Source organism: Avibacterium paragallinarum, assembly GCF_011765605.1.
Classification (GTDB): domain Bacteria; phylum Pseudomonadota; class Gammaproteobacteria; order Enterobacterales; family Pasteurellaceae; genus Avibacterium; species Avibacterium paragallinarum.
The window spans coordinates 1,757,316-1,781,011 of the sequence record NZ_CP050316.1 but is presented as its reverse complement, the minus strand read 5'-3'; the positions used below and the strand labels follow the sequence as shown (position 1 = coordinate 1,781,011).

Genomic DNA, 23,696 nt, shown 5'->3' with positions numbered 1-23,696 from the left:
ATCTATCCTCTTAAAGTTAATCTTGATGGTGAAAATCAATGATTGATTTGCCGTAATCCATTGGCGGCAGATCAAAATAATCTGCGACAGTTTGCCCTACGTCAGCGAAAGTGTCGCGTTTGCCTAAAAATTGTTTTGGCACTTGCGAACCGTATAATAGCACAGGGATATGCTCGCGAGTGTGATCCGTGCCGTGCCACGTTGGATCGCAACCATGATCAGCGGTGAAAATGAGTAAATCATCTTCGTTCATTAAGGCTAATAATTCTGGAATACGACTATCGAAATATTCCAATGCCGCAGCGTAACCTGCTACATCACGGCGATGGCCGAAATCAGAGTCAAAGTTTACAAAGTTGGTGAAAACAATGGAATTTTCCCCCGCTCTTTTCACTTCCACAAGGGTTTTGTCGAATAATTCTTCCAAGCCCGTGGCTTTCACTTTTTCGGTGATGCCAGTGTGTGCGTAAATATCCGCAATTTTGCCGATAGAAATCACATCGCCTTGTTTTTCTTCCACTAATTTTTGTAATACGGTTTTGGCAGGTGGCTCAATGGCGTAGTCTTTGCGGTTGCCGGTACGAGAAAATTCGCCCGCTTTGTTGCCCACAAATGGACGAGCGATTACGCGGCCAATGTTGTAATCAGCCAGTTCTTCACGCACGATTTCGCACAGTTCATAGAGTTTTTCCAAGCTGTAGGTTTCTTCGTGGCAAGCAATTTGGAAAACGGAATCTGCCGAGGTGTAGAAAATCGGTTTGCCCGTTTTCATATGTTCTTCACCAAGCTGATCTAAGATCACCGTGCCAGAAGAATGGCAGTTGCCGAGATAGCCATCAAGCCCCGCACGTTCAACAATGCGATCTAAAAGTGCTTGTGGGAAGCTGTTTTCGTGTTCTGGGAAATAGCCCCAATCAAACAAAACGGGAACACCCGCGATCTCCCAGTGTCCTGATGGAGTGTCTTTACCTGAAGAAATTTCTTTTGCATAAGCATAACCGCCGATTAAATTTGGCGTAGGGTTAAAGCCTGCTGGCAATTCACCGCAAGATTCTTTCGCAGCCAAGCCTAAGCCGAGTTTTTCAAAGTTAGGCAGATGAAGTGGGCCTTTGCGACCATTTTTGTCCTCTAACCCTTCTGCACAACGCTGTGCAATGTGACCTAAGGTGTTCGCTCCTTTATCGCCAAATTTTTCTGCATCTTCACTTGAACCAATACCGAAAGAATCTAACATTATTATAAATACGCGTTTCATTTTACCTCGATGCAAACGTTTACATTGTACAAATATGACAACACCACGGAATGTTGCCGTGGTGTTGGGAAAATATTGTTCAAATTGTACCGCACTTTAGAGTGCCGCACCACTTAAACCGATAAATAATCCCGCGATAGTCGCACTCATTAAGTTAGCTAATGAGCCTGCAATTACCGCTTTAATGCCAAGACGTGCAATATCCCCTCGGCGACTTGGTGCCATTCCGCCTAATCCACCGATTAAGATCGCGATTGAGCTGAAGTTAGCAAAACCGCAAAGTGCGAAGGTGATGATGGCTTTGGTTTTATCGCTGAGTTGCACTGCAGCATCAGCAGCAAGGTAAGGGGCAAATTCTAAGTAACCCACAAATTCATTGACTGCGAGTTTAATCCCGATCATTTGCCCTGCGATTTCGGCTTCATTCCAAGGCACACCAATGATCCAAGCTAATGGGCGGAAAATCCAGCCAAGAATTAAGCCAAGAGAAAGCTCTGGCATTCCGAACCAGCCGCCGATTCCACCTAATAAACCATTAACCAATGCAATGAGTGCTACGAATGCAATCAGCATTGCTCCTACATTGAGAGCGAGTTGTATACCTGAAGATGCACCGCCAGCTGCGGCATCAAGAATATTGGCGGGTTTATCTAAAGTAACATCTTCAATGTCATCATTGAATTTTTCAGTTTGTGGCATCATCAATTTGGCAAATAATAAGCCTGCAGGTGCTGCCATAAATGACGCCGCGATTAAGTATGGCAATGGCACGCCTAAACCTGCGTAACCAGCTAATACAGAACCTGCGATTGAAGCTAAGCCACCACACATTACGGCAAATAACTCGGATTCAGTCATTTTGCTTATATAAGGTTTCACGACGAGAGGGGCTTCAGTTTGACCAACAAAAATATTTGCTGCGGCAGACATTGATTCCGCTTTTGAGGTGCCTAAGGCTTTTTGCAATCCTCCACCAATGATTTTGATTATCCACTGCATAATACCCACATAGTATAGTAGTGAGATTAGGGCTGAAAAGAATACGATGATAGGTAAGACGCGTACTGCGAAGATAAATCCATCATTACCAAAAGCTTTAAAGGAAGCCTCCGTTGCTAAACCACCAAACAGGAATTTTATTCCTTCATTCCCATAATTAATTACGTTGCTAATACCGTTAGCCATAGCCAATAAAATATTGCGTCCTGTTGGCACATAAAGAATAAATGCACCTATTAAAATTTGAATGAGCAATGCACCAACGACAGTACGCAAACGAATTGCTCGACGATTACTAGACAAAAGGATAGCAATAACTAAAAGTACAATAATACCTACTACACTAATTAGGGTATTCATATTAGGATTCCCTCAAAATTAAAATGATTCACTGAAATTAAAATATAAGATCTATTTTACTGTTTTTGCCTTAGATTTACAATCCAACTGAAATGTATAAAGAGAAGTATTTATCAATTTACGCTATGGTAGTATTCAAAAGATGGAAGAAATTAGGTGCAGGTGTGATGTTAGCATTTGCAGAGTTATTTATTTGCTAACCCTGACCAATAGACATATCAGGTATTTCTTTTTATTTTCTTTGTTGACTTTAGTAATGCTACGTTATGTTGCTTGTTTACATTATATATACTGTTTTTGGCTTATTGCCTGTCCATTTGAAATTGAAATGATGATATTCCGATGTTAGAAAAAAATATTTCGCTACGCTTACTCAATATCCAAATCCTCCGTCAATTACGCCATTATCTGAAATTGGCGGAACAGCATTTTCAGCGTTCCTTCCCAATGCCAGAAGTGAATTATCAATTACGCGGATTGAAAGCGGGCGTGGCATATTTACAGAAAAATGAGATCTGTTTTAACCGCACTTTATTACTGGAAAATCCCGACTATTTTTTACAACAAATTGTACCTCACGAATTGGCTCATTTAATTGTTTATCAAGTATTTGGACGAGTTTCACCGCACGGCAAGGAATGGAAAGCGGTAATGGAAAAACTGTTTAACTTGCCCGCTGAAATTTATCATTGCTTAGATGTGCAATCCGTACAGGGCAAAACCTTTCCATATCAATGTGCTTGCCAAATCCACAATCTTAGCTTACGCCGTCATAACCGCGTACAGAATCAAAGTGCGGAGTATTTTTGTAAACAGTGCAAAGAGAAATTAATGTTGAAAAAGATGTAAATTAATATAATATAGGGGAAGTTATTTAACCGTTCATATGGAGTGTATTATGAAAAAATTGTTAGCAGTAGCTCTTGGTGCTTTAGTCGTTTCAGCAACAGCGAATGCAAATTGGTATGTGCAAGGGGATTTGGGATATTCCAAATTAAAATTTACCGAGTACTCTGAGTTGAATAAAACTCAATTTGAGCCTCGTATTTCGGTAGGTTATAAATTAAATGATTGGCGTTTTGCGGCTGATTACACTTATTATGGAAAATCCTCAGCTTCTCATAATAATGAATCCATTAGTTCTAAAGGTTATGGGATTGGTTTATCTGGGATTTATGATTTAGATTTTAATTTGCCAGTTAAACCTTACGTTGGAGTTCGTTTAGCAACCAACATTTTCCGTATTGAAAATTCTCTCCCTGGTGCGTTTGAAGAAAAAACTCAAACTAAATTTGGTTACGGTGCATTAGCTGGAGTTTCTTATGACTTAGCTCCTAATCTTATTTTAGACACTGGAGTTGAATATAATCGTTTAGGTTCTTGGGAAGATACCAAAGTAGACCAATACGGCGTAAAAGTCGGTCTTCGTTACGAATTTTAATTCCTCCTCGTTATTTTTATACCAAAGTGCGGTGCGTTTCAACCGCACTTTTTTATGAAAAAATTTGCATTTTTATTTAATAATGCGTTTTTCCTCTGTTGAAATTTCAAATTTAATTCCTATATAACATTTCATCTAAATTAAGAGGATAAGAATATGAACAAAAATCAAGAAACCCGTGGTTTTCAGTCTGAAGTAAAGCAGTTGCTTCAATTAATGATCCATTCCCTTTATTCCAACAAAGAAATCTTTTTGCGTGAGCTAATTTCTAACGCTTCTGACGCGGCGGATAAATTACGTTTTAAAGCCCTTTCTGCCCCTGAATTGTATGAGGGTGATGGGGATTTAAAAGTTCGCATCAGTTTTGATGAAGAAAAAGACACAATCACCATCAGTGATAATGGCATTGGTATGACGCGTGAGCAGGTGATCGATCATCTCGGTACGATTGCGAAATCAGGAACAAAAGAATTTTTAACCGCACTTGGGGCGGAGCAAGCGAAAGACAGCCAGCTTATCGGGCAGTTTGGGGTGGGCTTTTATTCCGCTTTTATTGTGGCGGATAAAGTGACGGTGAAAACCCGTGCCGCAGGTGTGCCAGCCGATCAAGGCGTGTTGTGGGAATCTAATGGCGATGGTGAATATACCGTAGCCGATATTGAGAAGAAAGATCGTGGTACAGAAATCACCTTGCATTTGCGTGAAGAGGAAAAAGAATTTGCCAATAGCTGGCGTTTGCGTGAAATCATCAGCAAATATTCCGACCATATTGGCTTGCCAGTAGAAATCTTGAGCAAGGAATACGATGACGAAGGCAAAGAAACGGGCGTGAAATGGGAAAAGATCAACAAAGCCCAAGCCTTGTGGACACGCTCAAAAGGCGAAATCTCTGATGAAGAATATAAAGAATTTTACAAACATTTAAGCCACGATTTTGCCGATCCGCTTTTATGGGCGCACAATAAAGTAGAAGGAAATCAAGAATATACCAGCTTGCTTTATGTGCCGTCTAAAGCCCCTTGGGATCTCTTTAACCGCGATCACAAACAAGGCTTGAAGCTCTATGTGCAACGTGTGTTTATTATGGACGATGCGGAACAATTTATGCCGAATTATCTGCGTTTTATGCGTGGTTTAATTGATAGCAACGATTTACCACTCAATGTTTCGCGTGAAATTTTACAAGATAACAAAGTTACCGCGGCGTTGCGTAAAGCCTTAACCAAACGTTCGTTGCAAATGTTGGAAAAATTAGCCAAAGACGATCCTGAGCAATATTTACAATTCTGGAAAGAATTTGGCTTGGTGTTGAAAGAGGGCGTTGGAGAAGATTTCGCGAACCGTGAACAAATTGCGGGCTTGTATCGTTTCGCCTCAACTCATACGGACAGCAGTGAGCAAACCGTTTCATTGGCAGACTATGTGGCACGAATGAAAGAGGGGCAAAAAGCCATTTATTACATCACCGCAGACAGCTACATTGCGGCGAAAAACAGCCCGCACTTAGAGCTATTTAATAAGAAAGGCATTGAAGTGTTGTTGCTTTCTGATCGTATTGATGAATGGATGTTGAGCTATCTCAGCGAATTTGATGGCAAACCATTGCAGCCAATCACCAAATCGGATCTGGATTTAGGCGACTTGGCGGACAAAGAAGCGGAAGAAGAGCAAAAAGCACAAGGTGAAGCCTTTGGCTCATTCATTGAACGCGTAAGCAGTTTGCTCGGTGAGCGAGTGAAAGCAGTGCGTTTAACTCATCGTTTAACGGATACACCAGCGGTGGTTTCAACGGATAACGATCAAATGACTACGCAAATGGCGAAATTATTCGCGATGAGCGGACAGCCTGTGCCAGAGGTGAAATATACTTTTGAGTTAAATCCAAACCACCCATTAGTGAAAAAAGTGGCAGATATGGCAGATGAAGATCAGTTTGCCAACTGGATTGAGCTTCTGTTAGAGCAGGCAATGTTAGCAGAGCGAGGTTCCTTAGAAAACCCAACCGCCTTTATTAAGCCTGTAAATGAGTTGTTATCTTAATAAATTCAGTTAGAATAGAAAGCGTTGTCTGTGGGCAACGCTTATTTTTTATTCAAAGAAGGAAGGGTATGAAAAAATTTATTGTCGTCATCAGCTTATTGTTATCGGCGTGTAGCTCAGTGGTTAATTCGCCGAAATTGGCGAGTAGCTGCCAAACGTATTTTCAGATTTTAGACGCAAATGTTGCCACTGCCAGCTTACCAGCGGAAAAATTGCAAGCATTGCAGCAAGATTTTTCCCAATATCACAAAGAATTTACTGGGCTTTCTTTAGAAAAACAAGAACAGTTTTGCCGCTCACGTTTAACCCGTTTTCTGCAATAGGGCTTTCCCCGCGTAATCCAAAGACAGAGTCATATCCGAATGAGTATTTTTATTGCGTGGGGAAATAGCCAACAGTCTTACCCTTTCCCACATCTTCCCGCTGAATTATTAACGGAAAAATTGCGTCAAATTCCGCCCGCTCAACCGCGTTTGCAACAACGTTATCGCTGTCGTTGGGTGGCACATTTTCTATTATGGCAATTAGCAAAAATGGCGAAAATTCCTACCGCACTTTTAGCGGACATCCAATACAGCTCAACGCAACGACCGCACTTTGCAACACCGAATATTGATTTTAATCTCAGTCATTCTGGCGAGTGGGTAGCCGTGATCTTGAAAGTCGGGGAAGGCACAAAAGAAAGTGCGGTGGGAATTGACATCGAATTTCCACAGCGAGAACGGGACTATACCGCCTTGCTCGCCCATTTTGCTTCCCCACAAGAACAGCAATGGTTCAGCCAACAGCCTGATAAGAAAACAGCGTTTTATCAAATTTGGTGCTTACGCGAAGCCTTGTTGAAATCGCAGGGCGTGGGCATTGCGAAATTATCGGAAGTGGAGCATCTCGCCGATGAACGCCGTTTGCACACCCTCCACGCACCACAGGGCGAAGCATTCTTCACCGCAGAATTGCCTTTTTATCTGGCTTGCTTCGCTAATGACCGCCTTGAGCCAAATCACACTTTTTGCTGGAATGGCGAAGCCTTGCAACCCAGCCAATTGCGACAAAAAATATCCTATCAAACCTACCACAAAGTGGTAAAACTGCCCTAGACTTCATTCGCTATTTTGTTTAGACTGGTAACTATCTTTTAACAAATGGAGAATAAAATGTCCTTTAACGGCTCAGATCAAGATCCTTGGGCAAAGCCAGGGAGTAACAGCAATCAGGCTGGTAACAAATCCGATCCTAATCATCAATGGAATGATCCCGCAAAGAAGAAAGAACAAACGCCCCCAGACCTTGAGGAAGTGTTCAGTAACCTATTGAAAAAGCTCGGTGGAAGCCAAAACGGTGGCAATCACAATGGCGGCAAAGGGCTATCAATGGGCTTTGGCAAACTGCTCCCTATTGCTGCGGTGATTGGGGCGATTATTTGGGGTGTGAGCGGTTTTTACACGGTGAAAGAAGCAGAGCGTGGCGTGGTGTTGCGTTTCGGCGAGCTAGAAAAAATCGTGCAACCTGGGTTGAACTGGAAACCGACTTTTGTAGATAAAGTGATCCCCGTGAATGTGGAACAAGTGAAAGAGCTGAAAACCCAAGGGGCGATGCTCACCCGCGATGAAAATATGGTGAAAGTGGAAATGACTGTGCAATATCGCGTGAGTGATCCCGCGAAATACTTGTTCAGCGTTACCAATGCCGATGACAGCTTAAACCAAGCCACCGACAGTGCGTTGCGTTATGTGATCGGCCATATGTCTATGGACGACATTTTAACCACAGGACGTTCTATTGTGCGTGAAGACACTTGGAAAGCCTTGAATAGCATTATCCAGCCTTATGATATGGGCTTAGAAGTGCTTGATGTGAACTTCCAATCTGCACGCCCGCCAGAAGAAGTGAAAGCCGCCTTTGATGATGCGATCAAGGCCCAAGAAGATGAGCAACGTTATATTCGTGAAGCGGAAGCCTATGCTCGCGAGCAAGAGCCTATTGCACGGGGGAACGCACAACGCATCATTGAAGAAGCCACTGCCTATAAAGAGCAAGTGGTGTTAAATGCGAAAGGGGAAGTGGAGCGTTTCCAACAACTCTTACCTGAGTTTAAAGCCGCCCCGCAACTGCTGCGTGAACGTTTATACATTCAAACAATGGAAAAAGTGATGTCGAACACGCCGAAAGTTTTGTTGGATAGTAATGGAAATAATTTGAGCGTATTGCCGTTAGATAAAATACTTTCGCAAAATAACGCGGCGAAAGCGGGGCAAACCAGCTCATCGCCAAATCAAAGTGCGGTCAATAATAAAGCCGTTTTTTCTGACAACCGCAGTTCTGACAATAAAACTGCGAGCGAGAGTTATTTGGAATCATCAGAAAATCGTCAAGGGAGATTTAACTAATGCGTAAAATTTTAACCCCTATTTTGCTGATCGCTATTTTGGTGATTTACTCAAGCCTTGTGGTGGTGAATGAAGGCTCACGCGGCATAATGTTGCGTTTTGGCAAGGTTCACCGCGATGCGGAGAATAAAGTGGTGGTGTACGAACCGGGTTTGCACTTCAAAATCCCATTCATTGACTCAATGAAAGTGCTAGACGCACGTATTCGCACGCTAGACGGCGCACCAGATCGCTTTGTAACCGTTGAGAAAAAAGATCTCTTGGTGGATTCTTATGTGAAATGGCGGATCAGCGATTTTGGACGCTTCTTCACTGCAACGGGCGGTGGCGATTACACCCAAGCCTCGAATTTATTACGCCGTAAAGTAAACGACCGCTTACGTTCTGAAGTGGGTTCTCGCACTATTAAAGACATTGTGTCTGGCACGCGTGGCGAGCTGATGGTTGGGGCGAGAAAAGCCTTGAATACTGGGCAAGATAGCACCTCAGAGCTAGGGATTGAAGTGGTTGATGTTCGGGTAAAACAAATCAACTTGCCTGATGAAGTGTCCTCTTCCATTTATCAGCGTATGCGTGCAGAACGTGATGCCGTGGCGCGTGAACATCGCTCACAAGGTAAAGAAAAAGCAGCATTTATTCAAGCCGATGTGGATCGCAAAGTTACTGTAATTCTCGCCACTGCGAATAAAACTGCACAAGAATTACGCGGAAACGGCGATGCGGCAGCGGCAAAACTTTACACTGACGCATTCAGCCAAGAACCTGAATTTTACAGCTTCATACGCAGTCTTAAAGCCTATGAAAAAAGCTTTGCAGAATCGAACAATATGTTGATCTTAAAACCTGACAGCGATTTTTTCCGTTTTATGAAGTCTTCTTCAAAATAGAAATTTATAAAATGGCACATATTGATGTGCCATTTTGTTTTTTACTTAACTAATTCACTGAATGTTAATTCATAATGATCCCCATCCTTATCGTAGGAAATATAACGAGGAAATTGTTCGCCTAGATACTTTTTTACCACAAAAGATTTTTCGCCTGTGCGGAATTGATAAGTGATTTCTGTTTGATTTCGATTATTTTCCTTGACCTGCTTCTCACTTTTTTTCACAAATACATTTTCCATCAGATAAAGTTTCTTGCCATTTGTAATTTGAAAGTTGTGTGGTAGTTTTCCGTAATAACTTAGTTGAAATGCTACAGTGAATAAATCAAAAATAGGCATAGTAAATGGCATATTATCTAAGCTATTTTTTACTTTTCCATAAAGGATTTCATTGCCATTAATCAGGGTTTTTGCATAGAGCTTGCCGTTACGTATATCTTGGTAGTCTAACATTGCAAATGTATTGTTCGTTTGTGTTCCTGAAGATTTAAATTCAATATTGTAGAAAGGGATATTAATGTTTGCAGTGATAGTATATTGTGAGCCATTAGCATTAAAATGCACATAAGCAGGCATTAGATAATTTGAGCTGTATTTGATTTGAGCATTTAAGTTTGCCCACGCATTTGGTAATGCAAAAAGGCTGACAAAAATTACTTTGAGTAACTTCATTACAATTCCTTAATAGTAAAATTCATAGTTTAATTGGCTTGTATTGTACAGTAATAATGTATATTGCTAAATGCCTTTATTGTTAGGGGCGTTAGCTTTCGAAATAAACTATTATCAATTTTCTTGTTTCCAGCGATTTTCTAAAACTAAACTCAATTCATATGATAGGGCTTGTATCTTCTTGTGATTAGCATTAAAGTATGAAACTCGTTCGCAAACGTTTACCTCCCATCATATTTCAATATCAGACTGATAAAAATAAGGAAAAAATATGGATCAACTCGCAATGAAAAAGCAAGCAGCACAAGCAGCATTGCAATATGTAAAACCCGATACGATTGTAGGCGTGGGCAGTGGCTCAACGGTGAATTGCTTTATTGAAGCCCTCGGTGCAATGAAAGATGAAATTAAAGGGGCTGTGGCGGCGTCTAAAGCCTCTGAAGAATTATTACGCCAGCAAGGAATAGAGGTGTTCAGTGCCAATGAAGTGTCAAGTTTGGATATTTATGTTGATGGTGCTGATGAAATCAACCCACAAAAAATGATGATCAAAGGTGGCGGGGCAGCCTTAACCAGAGAAAAAATTGTCGCCGCACTCGCGAAAAAATTTATCTGCATTGTGGATCAAAGCAAACAAGTGGATGTGCTAGGTTCAACCTTTGCCTTGCCAGTGGAAGTGATCCCAATGGCACGTTCACAAGTGGGGCGTAAATTAGTGAGTTTAGGCGGATCGCCAGAATATCGCGAAGGGGTGGTAACGGATAACGGCAACGTGATTTTAGATGTCTATAACTTCCCCATTTTAAACCCTGTGGAAATGGAAAAAACCTTGAATAACGTTGCAGGTGTGGTAACTAATGGTATTTTTGCCTTGCGTGGTGCAGATATTGTGATTGTCGGCACACCACAAGGTACAGAAATTATTGAATAATTTTTGATTATGGAGAGCAAAATGACAACCAAAGTTTCACTGGATAAATCTAAAATTAAATTTGTATTGCTCGAAGGCGTACATAAAAATGCCATTGAGGTGCTAAATGCCGCAGGCTACACTAATATTGAGTATCACAAAAAAGCCCTTGAGCCAGAAGAATTAAAAGAAGTGATCAAAGATGCTCACTTCTTAGGCATTCGCTCACGCACGCATTTAACCGCTGATGTATTGGAATGTGCCAACAAACTTATTGCTGTGGGCTGTTTTTGTATCGGCACAAACCAAGTGGATCTTGAAGCAGCAAAAATGCGTGGTATCCCCGTGTTCAATGCACCATTTTCTAATACTCGCTCGGTGGCAGAATTGGTGCTAGGCGAAATTTTGCTCTTAATGCGTAATGTACCGCAAGCCAATGCGGAAGTGCATCGTGGTTTATGGAACAAATCTGCATCAGGTTCTAACGAAGTGCGGGGTAAAAAATTGGGGATTGTTGGCTATGGACATATTGGCTCACAGCTCAGTATCATTGCGGAATCGCTAGGTATGAATGTGTTTTTCTATGATATTGAAACTAAACTACCACTGGGTAACGCACAACAAGTGGGAACATTGGAAGAATTGCTCGCCAATAGCGATGTGATTTCCCTGCACGTTCCAGAAAATGATTCCACCAAAAATTTAATGAGTGCGGAACGCATCGCACAATTAAAAGAGGGCAGCATTTTTATTAATGCAGCGCGTGGAACCGTTGTGGATATTGATGCCTTAGCTGCCGCAATTAAAGCAGGCAAAGTGCGTGGTGCTGCTCTTGATGTGTTCCCAACCGAACCCGCTTCAATCAATGAAGAATTTGTTTCGCCATTGCGTGGTTTGGATAACGTGATTCTCACCCCGCATATCGGTGGCTCAACGGCAGAAGCACAAGAAAATATCGGCACTGAAGTGGCGAGCAAGTTCGTGAAATATTCAGATAACGGCTCAACCCTTTCTGCGGTGAATTTCCCAGAAGTGTCCTTGCCTGAGCATAGCGGAACAAAACGCTTGTTGCACATTCACGAAAACCGCCCAGGCGTGTTAAACCAAATCAACCAAATTTTTGTCGGTGCAAATATCAACATCGCCGCCCAATACCTACAAACCGACCCGAAAATCGGTTATGTGGTTATTGACGTAGAAACCGATGACTGCTCACAACTCTTACAACAACTGCGTGAAATCGACGGCACAATTCGTGCGAGGGTGTTGTATTAAAACGCGTGAGTTTTTCAGCAATAAGTAAATATAAAGTGCGGTCAGAAAATAGTTTTTTGACCGCACTTTTTTTACTGGGATTTACCTCATTATTGCCATTCTTTTAATGATAGCTGTTTAAACCCCAAATCATACAACACAAAGAGCTGATAGTGGCAAAGATAGTATGGTAAAGCTAATCACTGGATTATGCTGAAACCAAAGAGCGGTAATGATTATTACGAGAAAATTACACCGAATAAATAGCTGTGTGGAAAACAAGAATATTTACCACACAGCTATTCGCATTGATTAAATCACCAATTTTGGCAAGTTATTGACAATTTTCATTGTTTCTAGGCTCACGGTGATCACTCTTAGGAATAATTCCAACGGGTATTTAGGGTTATTCATTGTTTCGTTTGCCCAGTCGTTGGCATCGTTTACCAAACCGCTGTCTTTATCCACTTTAACGGATTGACGTTCCATTACCCATTCTAAGGCGGATTTGCCGTTTACAATATAATCAAAGGTTTCTAGTGGGATATTTTCAATGGTGAATTTGTCATTATATTTCACCTTGCTTTTATCTGCTTTTTTCACAAATTTCATTTTTTCTACATAGAAATCTTCTGGTTTAAAAGCAATACCGCCACCGCTGAGCTTATCTTCAATAATTTTTAATCCACCAGAAAATAGCACGCCATCATACATTGGCACTTGATCATAATGTAAATGAAGTTCTGCTAATGCGCGTCCGGCTTGCACAAAATGCCAAAAATCTTTGATGTTTTTCACGCGTGGAATACGAGGAAGTTGTTTTTTCAAATTATCGGCATAACGTTGACGATATTCTTCGCTGTGTAATAAGCCATAAATATAGTAGAAAATATCCTCTTTCTGAATATTGAAATCAGCATAATATTCGGTGAAATAAGCCAAGCCTTGATCGGTAATAGCATCAGTGCGCTGGTATTTCCCTTGCTCTTTTTTATCCTCTTCGTATAAATAAATCGGGAAGCATTGAGAACCTGCTTTCATCATATTAAGATCAGGTATCACATTTGTTATTAGAGTGCTAAAAGCACTAGCACTCAGTCCAGTAACACAAATCACCTTATTTTCCACGGTTGGGGTTGGGAAGAGTTTGGGGATTTGGTAGGTCATGCTATTAAAATTTTTATCAAAATATAAATAGGATTTTGTAAATGGGCGATACATTGCGAAGTTAATTTTATTACTTATGAAAACATGGCTTTTATGTTTCATAAGATCTCTTTTTAACTCTCTATTCCAGCTAATTCTCTGAGGATTAAAAGTAATGATGTCATTTACATTTAAAGAAAGGTTTTCTGCAAGTTTATTTTTGTAGTTTAAAACCTCATCATTATAGAAATTAATCATTGAAGTCATATTGGTAATCAGTTTTTCAGTAGAAAAATTATAAACCCAAGTATCGCGTCCTGAAGCGACACCTAGAGAGTAAATATTAAATATAACTAATGGTTCATTGCCTGTTTTATCTCCTATAGCTATATTTTGAGTGAAACTAGTATCACGTTGATTTAACCAATCATTAAACTCATCGGGAATAATTTCTTGCCAAGCATTTTGTTGGGAAATGCCTTTAATACTTTTAAATTCAATAATTTTATTCAGCTTTTCTTGTTTTTTAAGATAATCACCAATATCACAAAAATAGATTTTGCCATTTTTTGTACTATCAGGGTTTTTTACCAAAATAGAGATAGCTGTTGGCGTCCGAATATCGAAAATATTTCCGCCTTCCTTTTTTGCTTCTTCACCTGAAGTACGAGAGTTTCCACGCATATGAAAAATATATAAACTTGAAAATTCTTCAGCGAGGCATTTACGCACCCCAGTTGCAGCATTGCTATCAATAAAGCTTGCATTAGTGATAAGACCAATAACACCTTTATTTTTTATTCGATCAGATGCCCATCGGATAGCTCGGATATAACTATCGTAAAGAGTCCTTCTACTTGTTGCATTAGAGAACTGAACATAAGTTTCACTAATGCGTTGATCCAACAATGGATAAGCGACATTCGCATTGTTATCATTGGCAGAAGTTTGTCCAGCTGAATAAGGTGGGTTACCTATAATCACCTGAATATCCAGTTTTTTCTGGCGTTTCCGGCGAGCGGAGTTTTCTTCTAAAATGGCATCAACCAAATCTTCTTTTTCATAGAGTTGGAAGGTATCGGTTAAGCAGATACCTTTAAAAGGTTGATAGCCTTGTTTTTTAGCCTTATCTGCCTGTGCATTTTGTGCTAATAAGGCATGATAAACCGATTCAATATTAATCGCAGCAATGTAATAAGCCAGTAACACAATTTCATTGGCGTGAATTTGCTGATATTTATTTGGCAGTTTATCGATTGGAATTAAGCCACTTTGCAATAAACGTGTGATAAATGTGCCTGTTCCTGTGAACGGATCGAGAATTTGCACGCCATCATCAGCTAAAGAGGCACTAAATTCTTGTTGTAGTACATCTTCAACACTGTGCAAGATAAAATCCACTACTTCAATAGGCGTATAAACAATGCCAAGACGCTCTTGCATTTTAGGGAATGCGTTATTAAAGAAAGATTCATAAAGTTCTTTGATAATGCGTTGTTTGCCTTCTGGGGATTGAATATTGCTGACTCGGAGCTGAATGCTTTCATAAAACTCTTGTAAGCGTTTAGTTTCCGCATTAGCAATGTTTTGTCCTTGTAATTTATCAATTGTTTCCTGTAATGCCATTGACATTGGGTTATGTGCACTGAAGTTATCATTGGCGAACAAAGCATCAAATACGGGTTTGGTAATTAAATGTTGTGACAACATTTCTACCACATCGCTGTCGCTAATGGCATTGTTGAGATCATCGCGTAATTCGTTTGCAAAAGCATTAAAGGCTTCACGTTGCACGGTGTTCTGTGGATTTTCTAAAATGGCATTGATGCGGTCAATATGAGTTTGTGCAATTTTTGCCACGTCAGCAGCCCAATCTTCCCAATGGGTTCGATTACCACATTTTTTTACGATTTTTGCTACTAAAGCCCGTTCAATTTCACCCACTTCAAATTGGAAGTCTAATTGTGTGGCATCGGCAAGGCTACTATCTTTTCCACCGATCGAATGTTGATTTCGTCCTGATTTATCGTATTTTTTCTTATTGGCTTGCTGTTTCTTGGTTGGCTTTTTAAAGATGTCATTAATCACTGAGATCACTTCAATCTTATCTTTTGCCGCACCATCAAATTCCATTTTATTCAGCATTGCGTCAAAGCGGTCATCGTGCGAGCGTAAAGCGTTTAATACTTGCCATACCACACGATAATTTTCGTTGTCATTCAAGGCTTCTTCCGGTGTTTTATTGGCTGGAATGACAACGGGTAAAATGACATAACCACGTTTTTTGCCTTCCGCTTTACGCATTACACGCCCAACGGATTGTACGACATCAACTTGCGAGTTTCTGGCGGTTAAAAATAACACCGCATCAAGTGCTGGCACATCAACGCCTTCTGAAAGACAACGAACATTCGATAAAATGCGACAGGTATTCTCTTCTGTTTCTGCTTTTAACCAATTAATTTTTCCTGCTTTCTCGCTGGCATTCATTGAGCCATCAACGTGTTCAGCCTTACATTTAAGCGTGAGCGATTGATCACGAGTAAGGTTAGGATCAATTGCTTTGAGCGCTTCAATTTCTTGTTCTTGATAGGCGGTTACCACCGTATCAAACATTTCAGCAATGGCTTTAGAGCTTACTTTATGCTTTGAGCCTCTATAATCTTTTTCAATAACTTGACAAAAAGCCACCGCTCTTTTCATTGGTTGGCTATCGTCAGTAAGTTCATCTTCAACCCCATATTTAGATAAGGCTTTCCAACAACCCACAATTTTTGCTGCATCATCTACTTGAATTTCATTGTTTTCTCGATTTAGTAAATATTCTAAGCGGCGATTAATATGGCTTTCTTCTACGGCTAAAACGAGAACTTTGTAATCTACAAGTAATCCTCTTTTTACCGCACTTGAAAAGTTAATGGTGTAAAGTTCATCTCCAAATAGATTTTTATCATCCATTGAATAAACCACAACACCCTCTGTTTTCTTCGCATCTTCGGTATAAATGCGAGGAGTTGCTGTCATATAAAGACGTTTATGGGCATTAATATAATCGTTGTTGTGAATGCGTACGAATGCAGATTCATTTTCGTCATCATCAAAACTTGCACCTGTTGTACGATGTGCCTCATCACAAATGACTAAATCAAAAGGAGGTAGCCCTTTTTGCTGAGCTTGATGAATAACATCTATGGAATGATATGTTGAAAAAACAACGCTCATAGCTTCATCATTGTGTCGAAATGTTACGGCTTTAAATAAGCTAGCAGCATTTGTAGTTGCGGGGTATTGCAATTCGTGAATTTGTGTTTGCACTAAGTCATTGTTATCTTTATTTTGTTTTCCTACATCACTGTCAGAGCATACTGCAAAACTATGTAATGGAATATCAGCTTCTTGAGTCCATTCTGTTAAGCTTTGAGAAAGTAAGGCAAGGCTAGGTACTAAAAAGAGTACACTTTTTCCTTTTCCAGCAATCTCTTCGGCAATTTTTAAAGAGGTGAAGGTTTTCCCCGTACCGCACGCCATAATTAATTTTCCGCGATCGGCGGTTTGTAATCCATCTTTTACAGCATTTAATGCAGAAATTTGATGTTCTCTTAATGTTTTTTTCTCACGAGTTTTTACCTCTTGGCTTGGTTGGAATGATGACCAGTCAATTAAGCTGTTTTCTAAAGCGGAGCGATCAATAACGGTTACAGGTGGTTGCTGATCATTCAGGGATTCAGCCGCATTTTCAGACCAGTGATCTGTGGTCGTAACAATCAAGCGATGAGAAAAGATTTTTTTACCTGAAGCTGTGAAAAAACTATCAATATCACTTTTTTGAATGCGGTGATCTGGAGAGTAATTTTTACATTGAATTGCAGTGAATTTTCCTTCAAAATCAATAGCAACTAAATCAATGCCAGTATCGGTTTTTCTTGTTCCTTCAGGTTGATATTTTTCCACCCAGTCGGCAAAGGTGAGAACTTCTTGATATAAATCGCGGTAAGCTGGTTCGTGAGTGAGATACTGAATAGTCAAATACTCAAAATAAGTACCTTTTTCACGTTCAGTTAAAGAAATGTCTTGATAGGTTTTTAATAGATGGGATAATCCGGCTGGCTGGCTGGCTGGCTGGCTGGCTGGCTGGCTGGCTGGCTGGCTGGCTGGCTGGCTGGCTGGCTGGCTGGCTGGCTGGCTGGCTGGCTGGCTGGCTGGCTGGTATTATGATCTAAATTTTTCATTTCACAATCCTTATTTTTAATTTAATGATCTAGATGAACTAAAATTTTCTGATTATATCAGGTTATGATAGTTTTCATAGTTCAATAAAACAGAGAGGTTTAATTTGTTGATGGCAAGTGCGGTGGAAATTTTATGAATTTTTCCACCGCACTTTGTTTTACCCTATTCTTGTTTTTCATAACATTCTGAAAATTTGCCCGTCTGTGATACACTTGCCATCAATTTTTTGATGATGGATCGATGATGAAAAAATTTCTCCTTTTTCTTTTGTTTTTGTTGCTCTTGATTGGTGGGGCGGCGCTTTGGGGTTATCAGCATTTAACGCAATGGGTGCAGCACCCTGTGAATGTGCAGGCGGAGCAGTTATTAACGGTGGATCGTGGCACAACAGGGGCGAAATTAGCCAAGCTGTTGGAGCAAGAAAAGCTGATTGATGATGCCACCTATTTGCCGTGGTTGTTAAAGCTCAAGCCCGAGTTAAATAAAATCAAGGCGGGGACCTATTCCCTTGAGGGTGTGAAGACGGTGGCGGATTTGTTGCAACGTTTAAACAGCGGCAAGGAAGTGCAACTGAATGTGCGTTTTTTAGAAGGGGATACCTTCAAAACGTGGCGTAAAACGCTGGCAAAAGCCCCTTATTTGCAACAAACTTTGGCAGATAAAACGGAAGAAGAAATTTATCAATTATTGGATTTGCCGGCGGATTTACCGCATAAAATTGAAGGCTGGCTGTATCCTGATACTTATAGTTACACACCGAGATCGAGCGATCTGGCATTATTGAAACGGGCGGCAGATCGTATGAAAGTCTTATTAGAAAAAACGTGGGCAGCGCGCGATGCCAATTTACCGCTAAAAAATGCCTATGAAATGCTGATTTTGGCTTCTATTGTTGAACGTGAAACCGCGTTGAATGATGAACGTGGCAAAGTGGCGTCAGTGTTTATTAACCGCTTGAATAAAAAGATGAAATTGCAAACCGACCCAACCGTCATTTACGGAATGGGTGAGCGTTACCAAGGCAATATTCGCCGTAAGGATTTGGAAGAAGCCACTCCTTATAACACTTATGTGATTGAGGGCTTGCCGCCAACCCCTATCGCAATGCCAACAGAAAGCGCCTTGCAAGCAGTGGCTCACCCTGAGAAAACCACATTCCTCTATTTCGTTGCGGACGGCACGGGCGGGCATAAATTTAGCCAAACTTTGCAACAACATAATCAAGCGGTGCAAGAATATTTGCGTTGGTATCGCCAACAAAAAAATGGGAAATAAAATGAAAGGAAAATTTATTGTCATTGAGGGCTTAGAGGGGGCGGGGAAAACCACCGCCCGCGAGGCAATTTTGGCAACCCTACAGCAATCGGGCATTGATGATGTGGTGTTCACCCGTGAACCAGGCGGTACGCCCTTAGCGGAGAAATTACGCCAATTAATTAAATATGAAACGGAAGAACCCGTGAGCGATAAGGCGGAATTATTAATGCTCTATGCCGCCCGTATTCAGCTGGTGGAGAACGTGATAAAACCCGCATTGGCAGCGGGAAAATGGGTGGTAGCCGATCGCCACGATTTATCTTCCCAAGCCTATCAAGGGGGCGGGCGGCAAATTGATGCACAATTGTTGCAATCCTTAAAGCAAACGGTGTTAGGGGATTTTTCCCCTGATCTCACGCTATATTTAGATCTTGATCCCGAAATCGGTTTGGCTCGAGCCAGAGGGCGTGGCGAGTTGGATCGCATTGAGCAACAGGAAATCGCCTTTTTCCAACGCACTCGCCGCCGTTATTTGGAATTGGTACAGCAAGATCCGAATGCGGTTGTCATCAACGCCGAACAGCCCATTGAGCAAGTGCGTGCCGATATTCAAAGTGCGGTGCAAAATTTCGTTAAAAATCATCAATAAAACTTATGTTACGTTATCCTTGGCTGCAACCTTATTACGACAAAATCATCAACGCCTTTGAACAGGGCTATGGTCATCACGCCTTGCTATTTAAGACTGAGCAAGGCATTGGTGGTGATGAGTTGGTTTATCAGGTGGCAGGCTGGTTGATGTGTCAATCGCCAGAAGATTATCAACCTTGTGGGCATTGCCATAGTTGCCAGCTTTTTAATGCGGGCAATCACCCTGATTTTTATGTCCTTGAATCCATTGAAAATAAAGACATCGGCATCGATCAAATTCGTGAGGTGAATGAAAAGGTTAGCCAACGCTCACAGCAAAACGGCAATAAGGTGGTGTGGATTAAACAAGCGGATCGCCTAACCGAAGCCGCCGCGAATGCTTTGCTTAAAACCTTGGAAGAACCCACAGATAGCACCTATTTTCTGTTGCAAGTGGATCTCTCCGCTCGCTTGTTGGCGACCATTTACAGCCGCAGTCAGCCTTGGCTCATTTCATTACCCTGTGAAGCCGAAGCGATGGCTTGGCTCGCGACGCAGGTAGCGGAAAAGACAGAGGAAAAAACAGCAGAAATTCGCACCGCACTTCAAGTCAGCCACGGTCGCCCGTTAGAAGCCTTGGCGATGTTGGAGCAAGGGCTATTGGAAAACCGCAAGCAATTATTACGCCAATTTTGGCTGTTTTATACTCGTCGTTCACCGCTAGAATTATTACCGTATTTTGAAAAAGAACGGGTATTTCAGCAGTTAGATTGGCTTTGTGCGTTTTTGGCTGATGCGTTAAAAATGAAATTAAACGTGCCAGCCACTTGGGTTCAAGCAGATTTTTTACAAGCTATTCAACAGTTTAACCAAAAACAAACCGCACAGGGGCTACTCAAAGCCAACCAAATTATGCAACAAGTGCGGTCTGATTTAATGCAAATTAATGCGGTCAATCAAGAATTAATCTTGCTTGATGGCTTAACCCGTTTAATTACTGAGGTGTTTGAACCTCAACAAAATCATTAGGAAAGTCAAATGTTTATTGTAGATAGTCATTGTCATTTAGACGCGTTAGATTACGAAAACTTACATAAAAATGTTGCCGATGTGGTGCAAAAAGCCAAGCAACGTGGCGTGCAACATTTGCTTGCGGTAGGCGTAACCTTGCAACGTTTTGAACAGGTGTATGACAGCCTCGCCCTGTTCCCGCAAATTTCCTTAGCTTGCGGTGTTCACCCGTTGAATTTGGAAGATGAGCCTTTTGATTATGAGCGTCTGCTCAAACTCGCGCAAGATGATAAAGTCATCGCCATTGGGGAAATGGGGCTAGATTATTATTACAGCGAGGAAAATAAAGCGGAGCAACAATCTGTTTTCGCACAGCAAATTGCCATCGCCAATGAGTTGGCGAAACCGATTATTGTACATACTCGCTCAGCAAGGGAAGACACTATCGCCCTGCTGAAAGCCCATAATGCAGAAAAGTGCGGTGGGATTTTGCACTGTTTTACCGAAAATTGGGAAATGGCAAAACAAGCCCTTGATTTAGGCTTCTATATTTCTATCTCAGGCATTATTACTTTTAAGAATGCGGTGGAATTGCGTGATGTGGTGCGAAAAGTGCCGTTAGATAGCCTTCTGGTGGAAACGGACAGCCCTTATCTTGCCCCTGTGCCTTATCGTGGAAAACAAAATCAGCCCGCTTACACCCGCGAAGTGTGCGACTATGTGGCGACCTTGAAAGGGCTGACGAGTGAGGAATTTGCTCAAATCACCACGCAAAATTTCGAGCGTTTATTTAAAATTCAGGTACAATAACTCACCACTTTAGCAGGAGAAAGAAACAATGCGACGTTTTTTTAACTATTTTTTCATCTTGGTGATATTGCTTTTTCACGGTTTTTTGTTCGCACTGGTGAACTATGTCACCCCGCATTATGATGTTACCCGCGTAACGGGCGTGGAAGTGAAGCGGGTGGATAAAGATGGCCCAATCACCAAATCCAACCCCGCTGACGGCCCAACCCGCGATGTGTATTATATTTACACGCAAAAGCCGAACGAGGATAAAGTGATGGTGTATCGCAACGAAGATACCCGCTGGAGCTTTCCATTTTATTTCAAATTTGGCTCGGCGGATTTACAAGCCAAAGCACAAAGTTTTGCGGTAGAACATAAATTGGTGCAAGTGAAATATTACGGCTGGCGTTTAGTGTTGTTTGACGAGTTCCGCAACGCCACTTCAATTAAAGAAGTTACGTTAGACGAAGGGGCTTCTTACCCGATTTTGTCTTACATCTTTTACTTCTTCTTGCTGATTACTTTATTTTTCTCAATCCAATTCGTGCGTGGTTGGTTTGATAGCGAACGATAAGCATCAAAAGTAAGGCGAAAGTGGTGTATCTTGTGATGCACCATTTTTTGTCTAAGGATAATAAAAATGGGATTATTTGAAGCAATATTAAGTTTGGCTGCCTTAATTGGCATAAGTGCGGTGATTTCTTCCGCAGAAATTTCCCTCGCAGGAGCAAGAAAATTAAAGCTACAAAGTTTAGAAAATGAAGGTGATGAGCGAGCAAGATTGGTGCTACAACTGCAAGCCCAACCGGGGCGATTTATCACCGTAGTGCAAATTGGCTTGAATATGGTGGCGATTTTAGGCGGGGTGATCGGCGAGCGTGCCATTAGTCCTGTACTGGAAAAATTACTTGCCCAATATAGCCACGCAGAATGGTTGCAAAGTGCCGCGTCTTGGTTGTCTTTTGCCATTGTAACCATTGCGTTTATTTTGCTGGCGGATTTAATTCCAAAACGCCTTGCAATGACCAATCCAGAAGCCGTCGCATTGCGCACCGTACGCATTATGCTATTCTGCATTTTCTTATTTAAGCCTATCGTGTGGCTGTTTGACGCTATTGCCAACGGCGTATTTCGCTTATTGCGTATTTCTACCGTGCGAGAAGATAACCTGACCCCTGAAGATATTGTGGCGTTGATGGACGCTGGGGCAGAGGCAGGCGTGCTAAAAGCGCAAGAACATTATTTGATCGAAAATATTTTTGATATGCAAGAACGCACGGTGACTTCCACAATGACCACGCGTGAAAATATCGTTTTTTTAGACCGCACTTTTGATCGCGAAAAAGTGTTGGCAACCATCAAAGCCAACCCCCATTCTAAATTACTTATTTGTGATAATGGGCTAGATAAAATTTTGGGCTATGTTGAATCGCATAACTTGCTTACCTTGTATTTGCAAGAACAGCAAGTATCCCTCACGGATCAGCGAATTTTACGCAAACTGCTGTTTATTCCCGATACCCTATCTCTTTTTGAAGTGCTGGAATTGTTTAAATCCGCTGGGGAAGATTTCGCCGTGATCGTGAATGAATATGCCTTAGTGGTGGGCATTGTTACCCTCAATGATGTGATGAGCATTGTAATGGGCGAGTTGGTTTCGAGCGAAGAAGAACAAATCGTCCGCCGTGATGAAAGTTCGTGGCTCATTGACGGAGCAACGCCACTGGAAGATGTAATGCGTGCCTTAGACATTGAAGCCTTTCCTGATGCGGAAAATTACGAAACCATCGGTGGGTTTATGATGTATATGCTACGCAAAATCCCGAAAAAAACCGATTTTGTGCTTTATGATAACTACAAGTTTGAGATCATCGACACCGAGAATTTTAAAATTGACCAGTTAATGGTGTCTTTGAGAAAAGAGTAATCTTCGCCAACAAAAAACCCTACCGAAGTAGGGTTTCTATCAATAATTTCGTTTTTCGCAATAATCTTGTTTTTCGCAACAATCTTATTTTGTGCTTGGAATGCTGAAACGTTTGTTGAAGCGTTCAACACGACCACCAGTATCAACAACGCGTTGTTTACCAGTGTAGAATGGGTGGCAGTTGCTGCACACATCTAGGTTTAAGTCTTTACCTAACGTTGAACGAGTTTTGATTACATTACCGCAAGAACAAGTTGCCGTAATTTCTTTATATTCTGGGTGAATACCTTGTTGCATAGAAAACCTCAATTTGAAGCCACTCCGCTCTCTAAAACTGAATTTAGCACCGAGTGTGGTTAATATTACGTTTATAGTGAATCACCATAAACAGGATCGTTTATTCAAGCCGCGAATTATACCGAAAAAAAAGGAATATTCAAGGGGCGTGAGAATTTCGCTATAATAGCCACAAGAAAACGAATAAAGGCTTAGCAAT

The 23,696-nt window shown here is 41.3% G+C and carries 21 protein-coding genes; 15 read left to right on the top strand and 6 right to left on the bottom strand.

Annotation, left to right across the window (positions count from 1 at the left end; translation table 11 throughout):
• Positions 1-16: 16 nt before the first annotated feature.
• Complete coding sequence (deoB, locus tag HBL79_RS08565) at positions 17-1,255, bottom strand: phosphopentomutase (RefSeq protein ID WP_035685540.1); 1,239 nt, start codon at positions 1,253-1,255, stop codon at positions 17-19.
• 96 nt (positions 1,256-1,351) lie between these two features.
• On the bottom strand, positions 1,352-2,614 hold the full coding sequence (locus HBL79_RS08560) for a NupC/NupG family nucleoside CNT transporter (protein ID WP_035685538.1): 1,263 nt from the start codon (positions 2,612-2,614) through the stop codon (positions 1,352-1,354).
• Positions 2,615-2,956: 342 nt separating this feature from the next.
• Between HBL79_RS08560 and HBL79_RS08555 the strand changes: the two genes are divergently transcribed.
• From HBL79_RS08555 to hflC, 7 genes are all read left to right on the top strand, one after another.
• Positions 2,957-3,463 (top strand): SprT family zinc-dependent metalloprotease, encoded by a 507-nt coding sequence (locus HBL79_RS08555; RefSeq protein WP_017807545.1) that lies wholly within the window; start codon positions 2,957-2,959, stop codon positions 3,461-3,463.
• 49 nt (positions 3,464-3,512) lie between these two features.
• A complete protein-coding gene (locus HBL79_RS08550; RefSeq protein WP_124994882.1) occupies positions 3,513-4,055 on the top strand; it encodes an opacity family porin in 543 nt (180 codons plus the stop codon).
• A 156-nt stretch (positions 4,056-4,211) separates the two neighbouring features.
• A complete protein-coding gene (htpG, locus tag HBL79_RS08545) occupies positions 4,212-6,095 on the top strand; it encodes a molecular chaperone HtpG (RefSeq protein WP_046097501.1) in 1,884 nt (627 codons plus the stop codon).
• 68 nt (positions 6,096-6,163) lie between these two features.
• A complete protein-coding gene (locus tag HBL79_RS08540) occupies positions 6,164-6,418 on the top strand; it encodes a DUF5339 family protein (protein WP_035685533.1) in 255 nt (84 codons plus the stop codon).
• Between the two features lie 39 nt (positions 6,419-6,457).
• Entirely contained in the window at positions 6,458-7,192 is a 735-nt protein-coding gene (locus HBL79_RS08535; protein WP_035685531.1) for a 4'-phosphopantetheinyl transferase family protein, read from the top strand.
• A gap of 45 nt (positions 7,193-7,237) precedes the next feature.
• The gene (gene hflK / locus HBL79_RS08530) at positions 7,238-8,482 is read left to right on the top strand and encodes an FtsH protease activity modulator HflK (protein ID WP_370539152.1); all 1,245 of its coding nucleotides are present in this window, start codon (positions 7,238-7,240) and stop codon (positions 8,480-8,482) included.
• A complete protein-coding gene (hflC, locus tag HBL79_RS08525; protein WP_035685527.1) occupies positions 8,482-9,369 on the top strand; it encodes a protease modulator HflC in 888 nt (295 codons plus the stop codon). Before hflK ends, hflC begins: the two co-directional genes overlap by 1 nt.
• Positions 9,370-9,410: 41 nt before the next feature.
• Here hflC and HBL79_RS08520 read toward each other — a convergent pair whose 3' ends face one another.
• Entirely contained in the window at positions 9,411-10,043 is a 633-nt protein-coding gene (locus HBL79_RS08520) for a hypothetical protein (protein ID WP_046097500.1), read from the bottom strand.
• A 271-nt stretch (positions 10,044-10,314) separates the two neighbouring features.
• Between HBL79_RS08520 and rpiA the strand changes: the two genes are divergently transcribed.
• Together rpiA and serA are read left to right on the top strand one after the other, a co-directional pair.
• Positions 10,315-10,974, top strand: coding sequence for a ribose-5-phosphate isomerase RpiA (rpiA, locus tag HBL79_RS08515; RefSeq protein WP_035685525.1), 660 nt, complete (start codon positions 10,315-10,317; stop codon positions 10,972-10,974).
• Positions 10,975-10,995: 21 nt separating this feature from the next.
• Complete coding sequence (gene serA, locus HBL79_RS08510; protein WP_035685523.1) at positions 10,996-12,228, top strand: phosphoglycerate dehydrogenase; 1,233 nt, start codon at positions 10,996-10,998, stop codon at positions 12,226-12,228.
• Between the two features lie 291 nt (positions 12,229-12,519).
• Here the strand turns inward: serA and HBL79_RS08505 are convergent, their stop codons facing one another.
• Complete coding sequence (locus HBL79_RS08505; RefSeq protein ID WP_208743563.1) at positions 12,520-17,379, bottom strand: DEAD/DEAH box helicase; 4,860 nt, start codon at positions 17,377-17,379, stop codon at positions 12,520-12,522.
• A gap of 56 nt (positions 17,380-17,435) precedes the next feature.
• Complete coding sequence (locus HBL79_RS08500) at positions 17,436-17,582, bottom strand: hypothetical protein (RefSeq protein ID WP_167316900.1); 147 nt, start codon at positions 17,580-17,582, stop codon at positions 17,436-17,438.
• A gap of 244 nt (positions 17,583-17,826) precedes the next feature.
• Between HBL79_RS08500 and mltG the strand changes: the two genes are divergently transcribed.
• From mltG to paeA, 6 genes are all read left to right on the top strand, one after another.
• Positions 17,827-18,858: an endolytic transglycosylase MltG gene (gene mltG, locus HBL79_RS08495; RefSeq protein ID WP_035685521.1), complete on the top strand. Its 1,032-nt coding sequence runs from the start codon at positions 17,827-17,829 to the stop codon at positions 18,856-18,858.
• Between the two features lies 1 nt (position 18,859).
• Positions 18,860-19,489: a dTMP kinase gene (gene tmk / locus HBL79_RS08490; protein WP_035685519.1), complete on the top strand. Its 630-nt coding sequence runs from the start codon at positions 18,860-18,862 to the stop codon at positions 19,487-19,489.
• A gap of 5 nt (positions 19,490-19,494) precedes the next feature.
• Positions 19,495-20,499: a DNA polymerase III subunit delta' gene (locus tag HBL79_RS08485; RefSeq protein ID WP_035685518.1), complete on the top strand. Its 1,005-nt coding sequence runs from the start codon at positions 19,495-19,497 to the stop codon at positions 20,497-20,499.
• 9 nt (positions 20,500-20,508) lie between these two features.
• Positions 20,509-21,291 carry a TatD family hydrolase gene (locus HBL79_RS08480; protein ID WP_035685515.1) on the top strand — a complete coding sequence of 261 codons (783 nt, stop codon included), beginning with the start codon at positions 20,509-20,511 and terminating at the stop codon, positions 21,289-21,291.
• A 28-nt stretch (positions 21,292-21,319) separates the two neighbouring features.
• On the top strand, positions 21,320-21,847 hold the full coding sequence (locus HBL79_RS08475; protein WP_017805123.1) for a DUF1523 family protein: 528 nt from the start codon (positions 21,320-21,322) through the stop codon (positions 21,845-21,847).
• A 66-nt stretch (positions 21,848-21,913) separates the two neighbouring features.
• Entirely contained in the window at positions 21,914-23,200 is a 1,287-nt protein-coding gene (gene paeA / locus HBL79_RS08470) for a polyamine export protein PaeA (RefSeq protein WP_035685512.1), read from the top strand.
• An 84-nt stretch (positions 23,201-23,284) separates the two neighbouring features.
• Here the strand turns inward: paeA and rpmE are convergent, their stop codons facing one another.
• A complete protein-coding gene (gene rpmE, locus HBL79_RS08465) occupies positions 23,285-23,497 on the bottom strand; it encodes a 50S ribosomal protein L31 (protein ID WP_035685509.1) in 213 nt (70 codons plus the stop codon).
• Between the last annotated feature and the right edge of the window lie 199 nt (positions 23,498-23,696).

Coding starts and splice junctions, on each gene's coding strand:
- deoB (WP_035685540.1), bottom strand. CDS start 1,255: ATGAAACGCGTATTTATAATAATGTTAGATTCTTTCGGTATTGGTTCA.
- HBL79_RS08480 (WP_035685515.1), top strand. CDS start 20,509: ATGTTTATTGTAGATAGTCATTGTCATTTAGACGCGTTAGATTACGAA.
- HBL79_RS08540 (WP_035685533.1), top strand. CDS start 6,164: ATGAAAAAATTTATTGTCGTCATCAGCTTATTGTTATCGGCGTGTAGC.
- htpG (WP_046097501.1), top strand. CDS start 4,212: ATGAACAAAAATCAAGAAACCCGTGGTTTTCAGTCTGAAGTAAAGCAG.
- rpmE (WP_035685509.1), bottom strand. CDS start 23,497: ATGCAACAAGGTATTCACCCAGAATATAAAGAAATTACGGCAACTTGT.
- HBL79_RS08535 (WP_035685531.1), top strand. CDS start 6,458: ATGAGTATTTTTATTGCGTGGGGAAATAGCCAACAGTCTTACCCTTTC.
- HBL79_RS08520 (WP_046097500.1), bottom strand. CDS start 10,043: ATGAAGTTACTCAAAGTAATTTTTGTCAGCCTTTTTGCATTACCAAAT.
- HBL79_RS08560 (WP_035685538.1), bottom strand. CDS start 2,614: ATGAATACCCTAATTAGTGTAGTAGGTATTATTGTACTTTTAGTTATT.
- hflC (WP_035685527.1), top strand. CDS start 8,482: ATGCGTAAAATTTTAACCCCTATTTTGCTGATCGCTATTTTGGTGATT.
- HBL79_RS08475 (WP_017805123.1), top strand. CDS start 21,320: ATGCGACGTTTTTTTAACTATTTTTTCATCTTGGTGATATTGCTTTTT.
- rpiA (WP_035685525.1), top strand. CDS start 10,315: ATGGATCAACTCGCAATGAAAAAGCAAGCAGCACAAGCAGCATTGCAA.
- HBL79_RS08485 (WP_035685518.1), top strand. CDS start 19,495: ATGTTACGTTATCCTTGGCTGCAACCTTATTACGACAAAATCATCAAC.
- mltG (WP_035685521.1), top strand. CDS start 17,827: ATGAAAAAATTTCTCCTTTTTCTTTTGTTTTTGTTGCTCTTGATTGGT.
- tmk (WP_035685519.1), top strand. CDS start 18,860: ATGAAAGGAAAATTTATTGTCATTGAGGGCTTAGAGGGGGCGGGGAAA.
- HBL79_RS08550 (WP_124994882.1), top strand. CDS start 3,513: ATGAAAAAATTGTTAGCAGTAGCTCTTGGTGCTTTAGTCGTTTCAGCA.
- serA (WP_035685523.1), top strand. CDS start 10,996: ATGACAACCAAAGTTTCACTGGATAAATCTAAAATTAAATTTGTATTG.
- hflK (WP_370539152.1), top strand. CDS start 7,238: ATGGAGAATAAAATGTCCTTTAACGGCTCAGATCAAGATCCTTGGGCA.
- HBL79_RS08500 (WP_167316900.1), bottom strand. CDS start 17,582: ATGAAAAATTTAGATCATAATACCAGCCAGCCAGCCAGCCAGCCAGCC.
- HBL79_RS08555 (WP_017807545.1), top strand. CDS start 2,957: ATGTTAGAAAAAAATATTTCGCTACGCTTACTCAATATCCAAATCCTC.
- paeA (WP_035685512.1), top strand. CDS start 21,914: ATGGGATTATTTGAAGCAATATTAAGTTTGGCTGCCTTAATTGGCATA.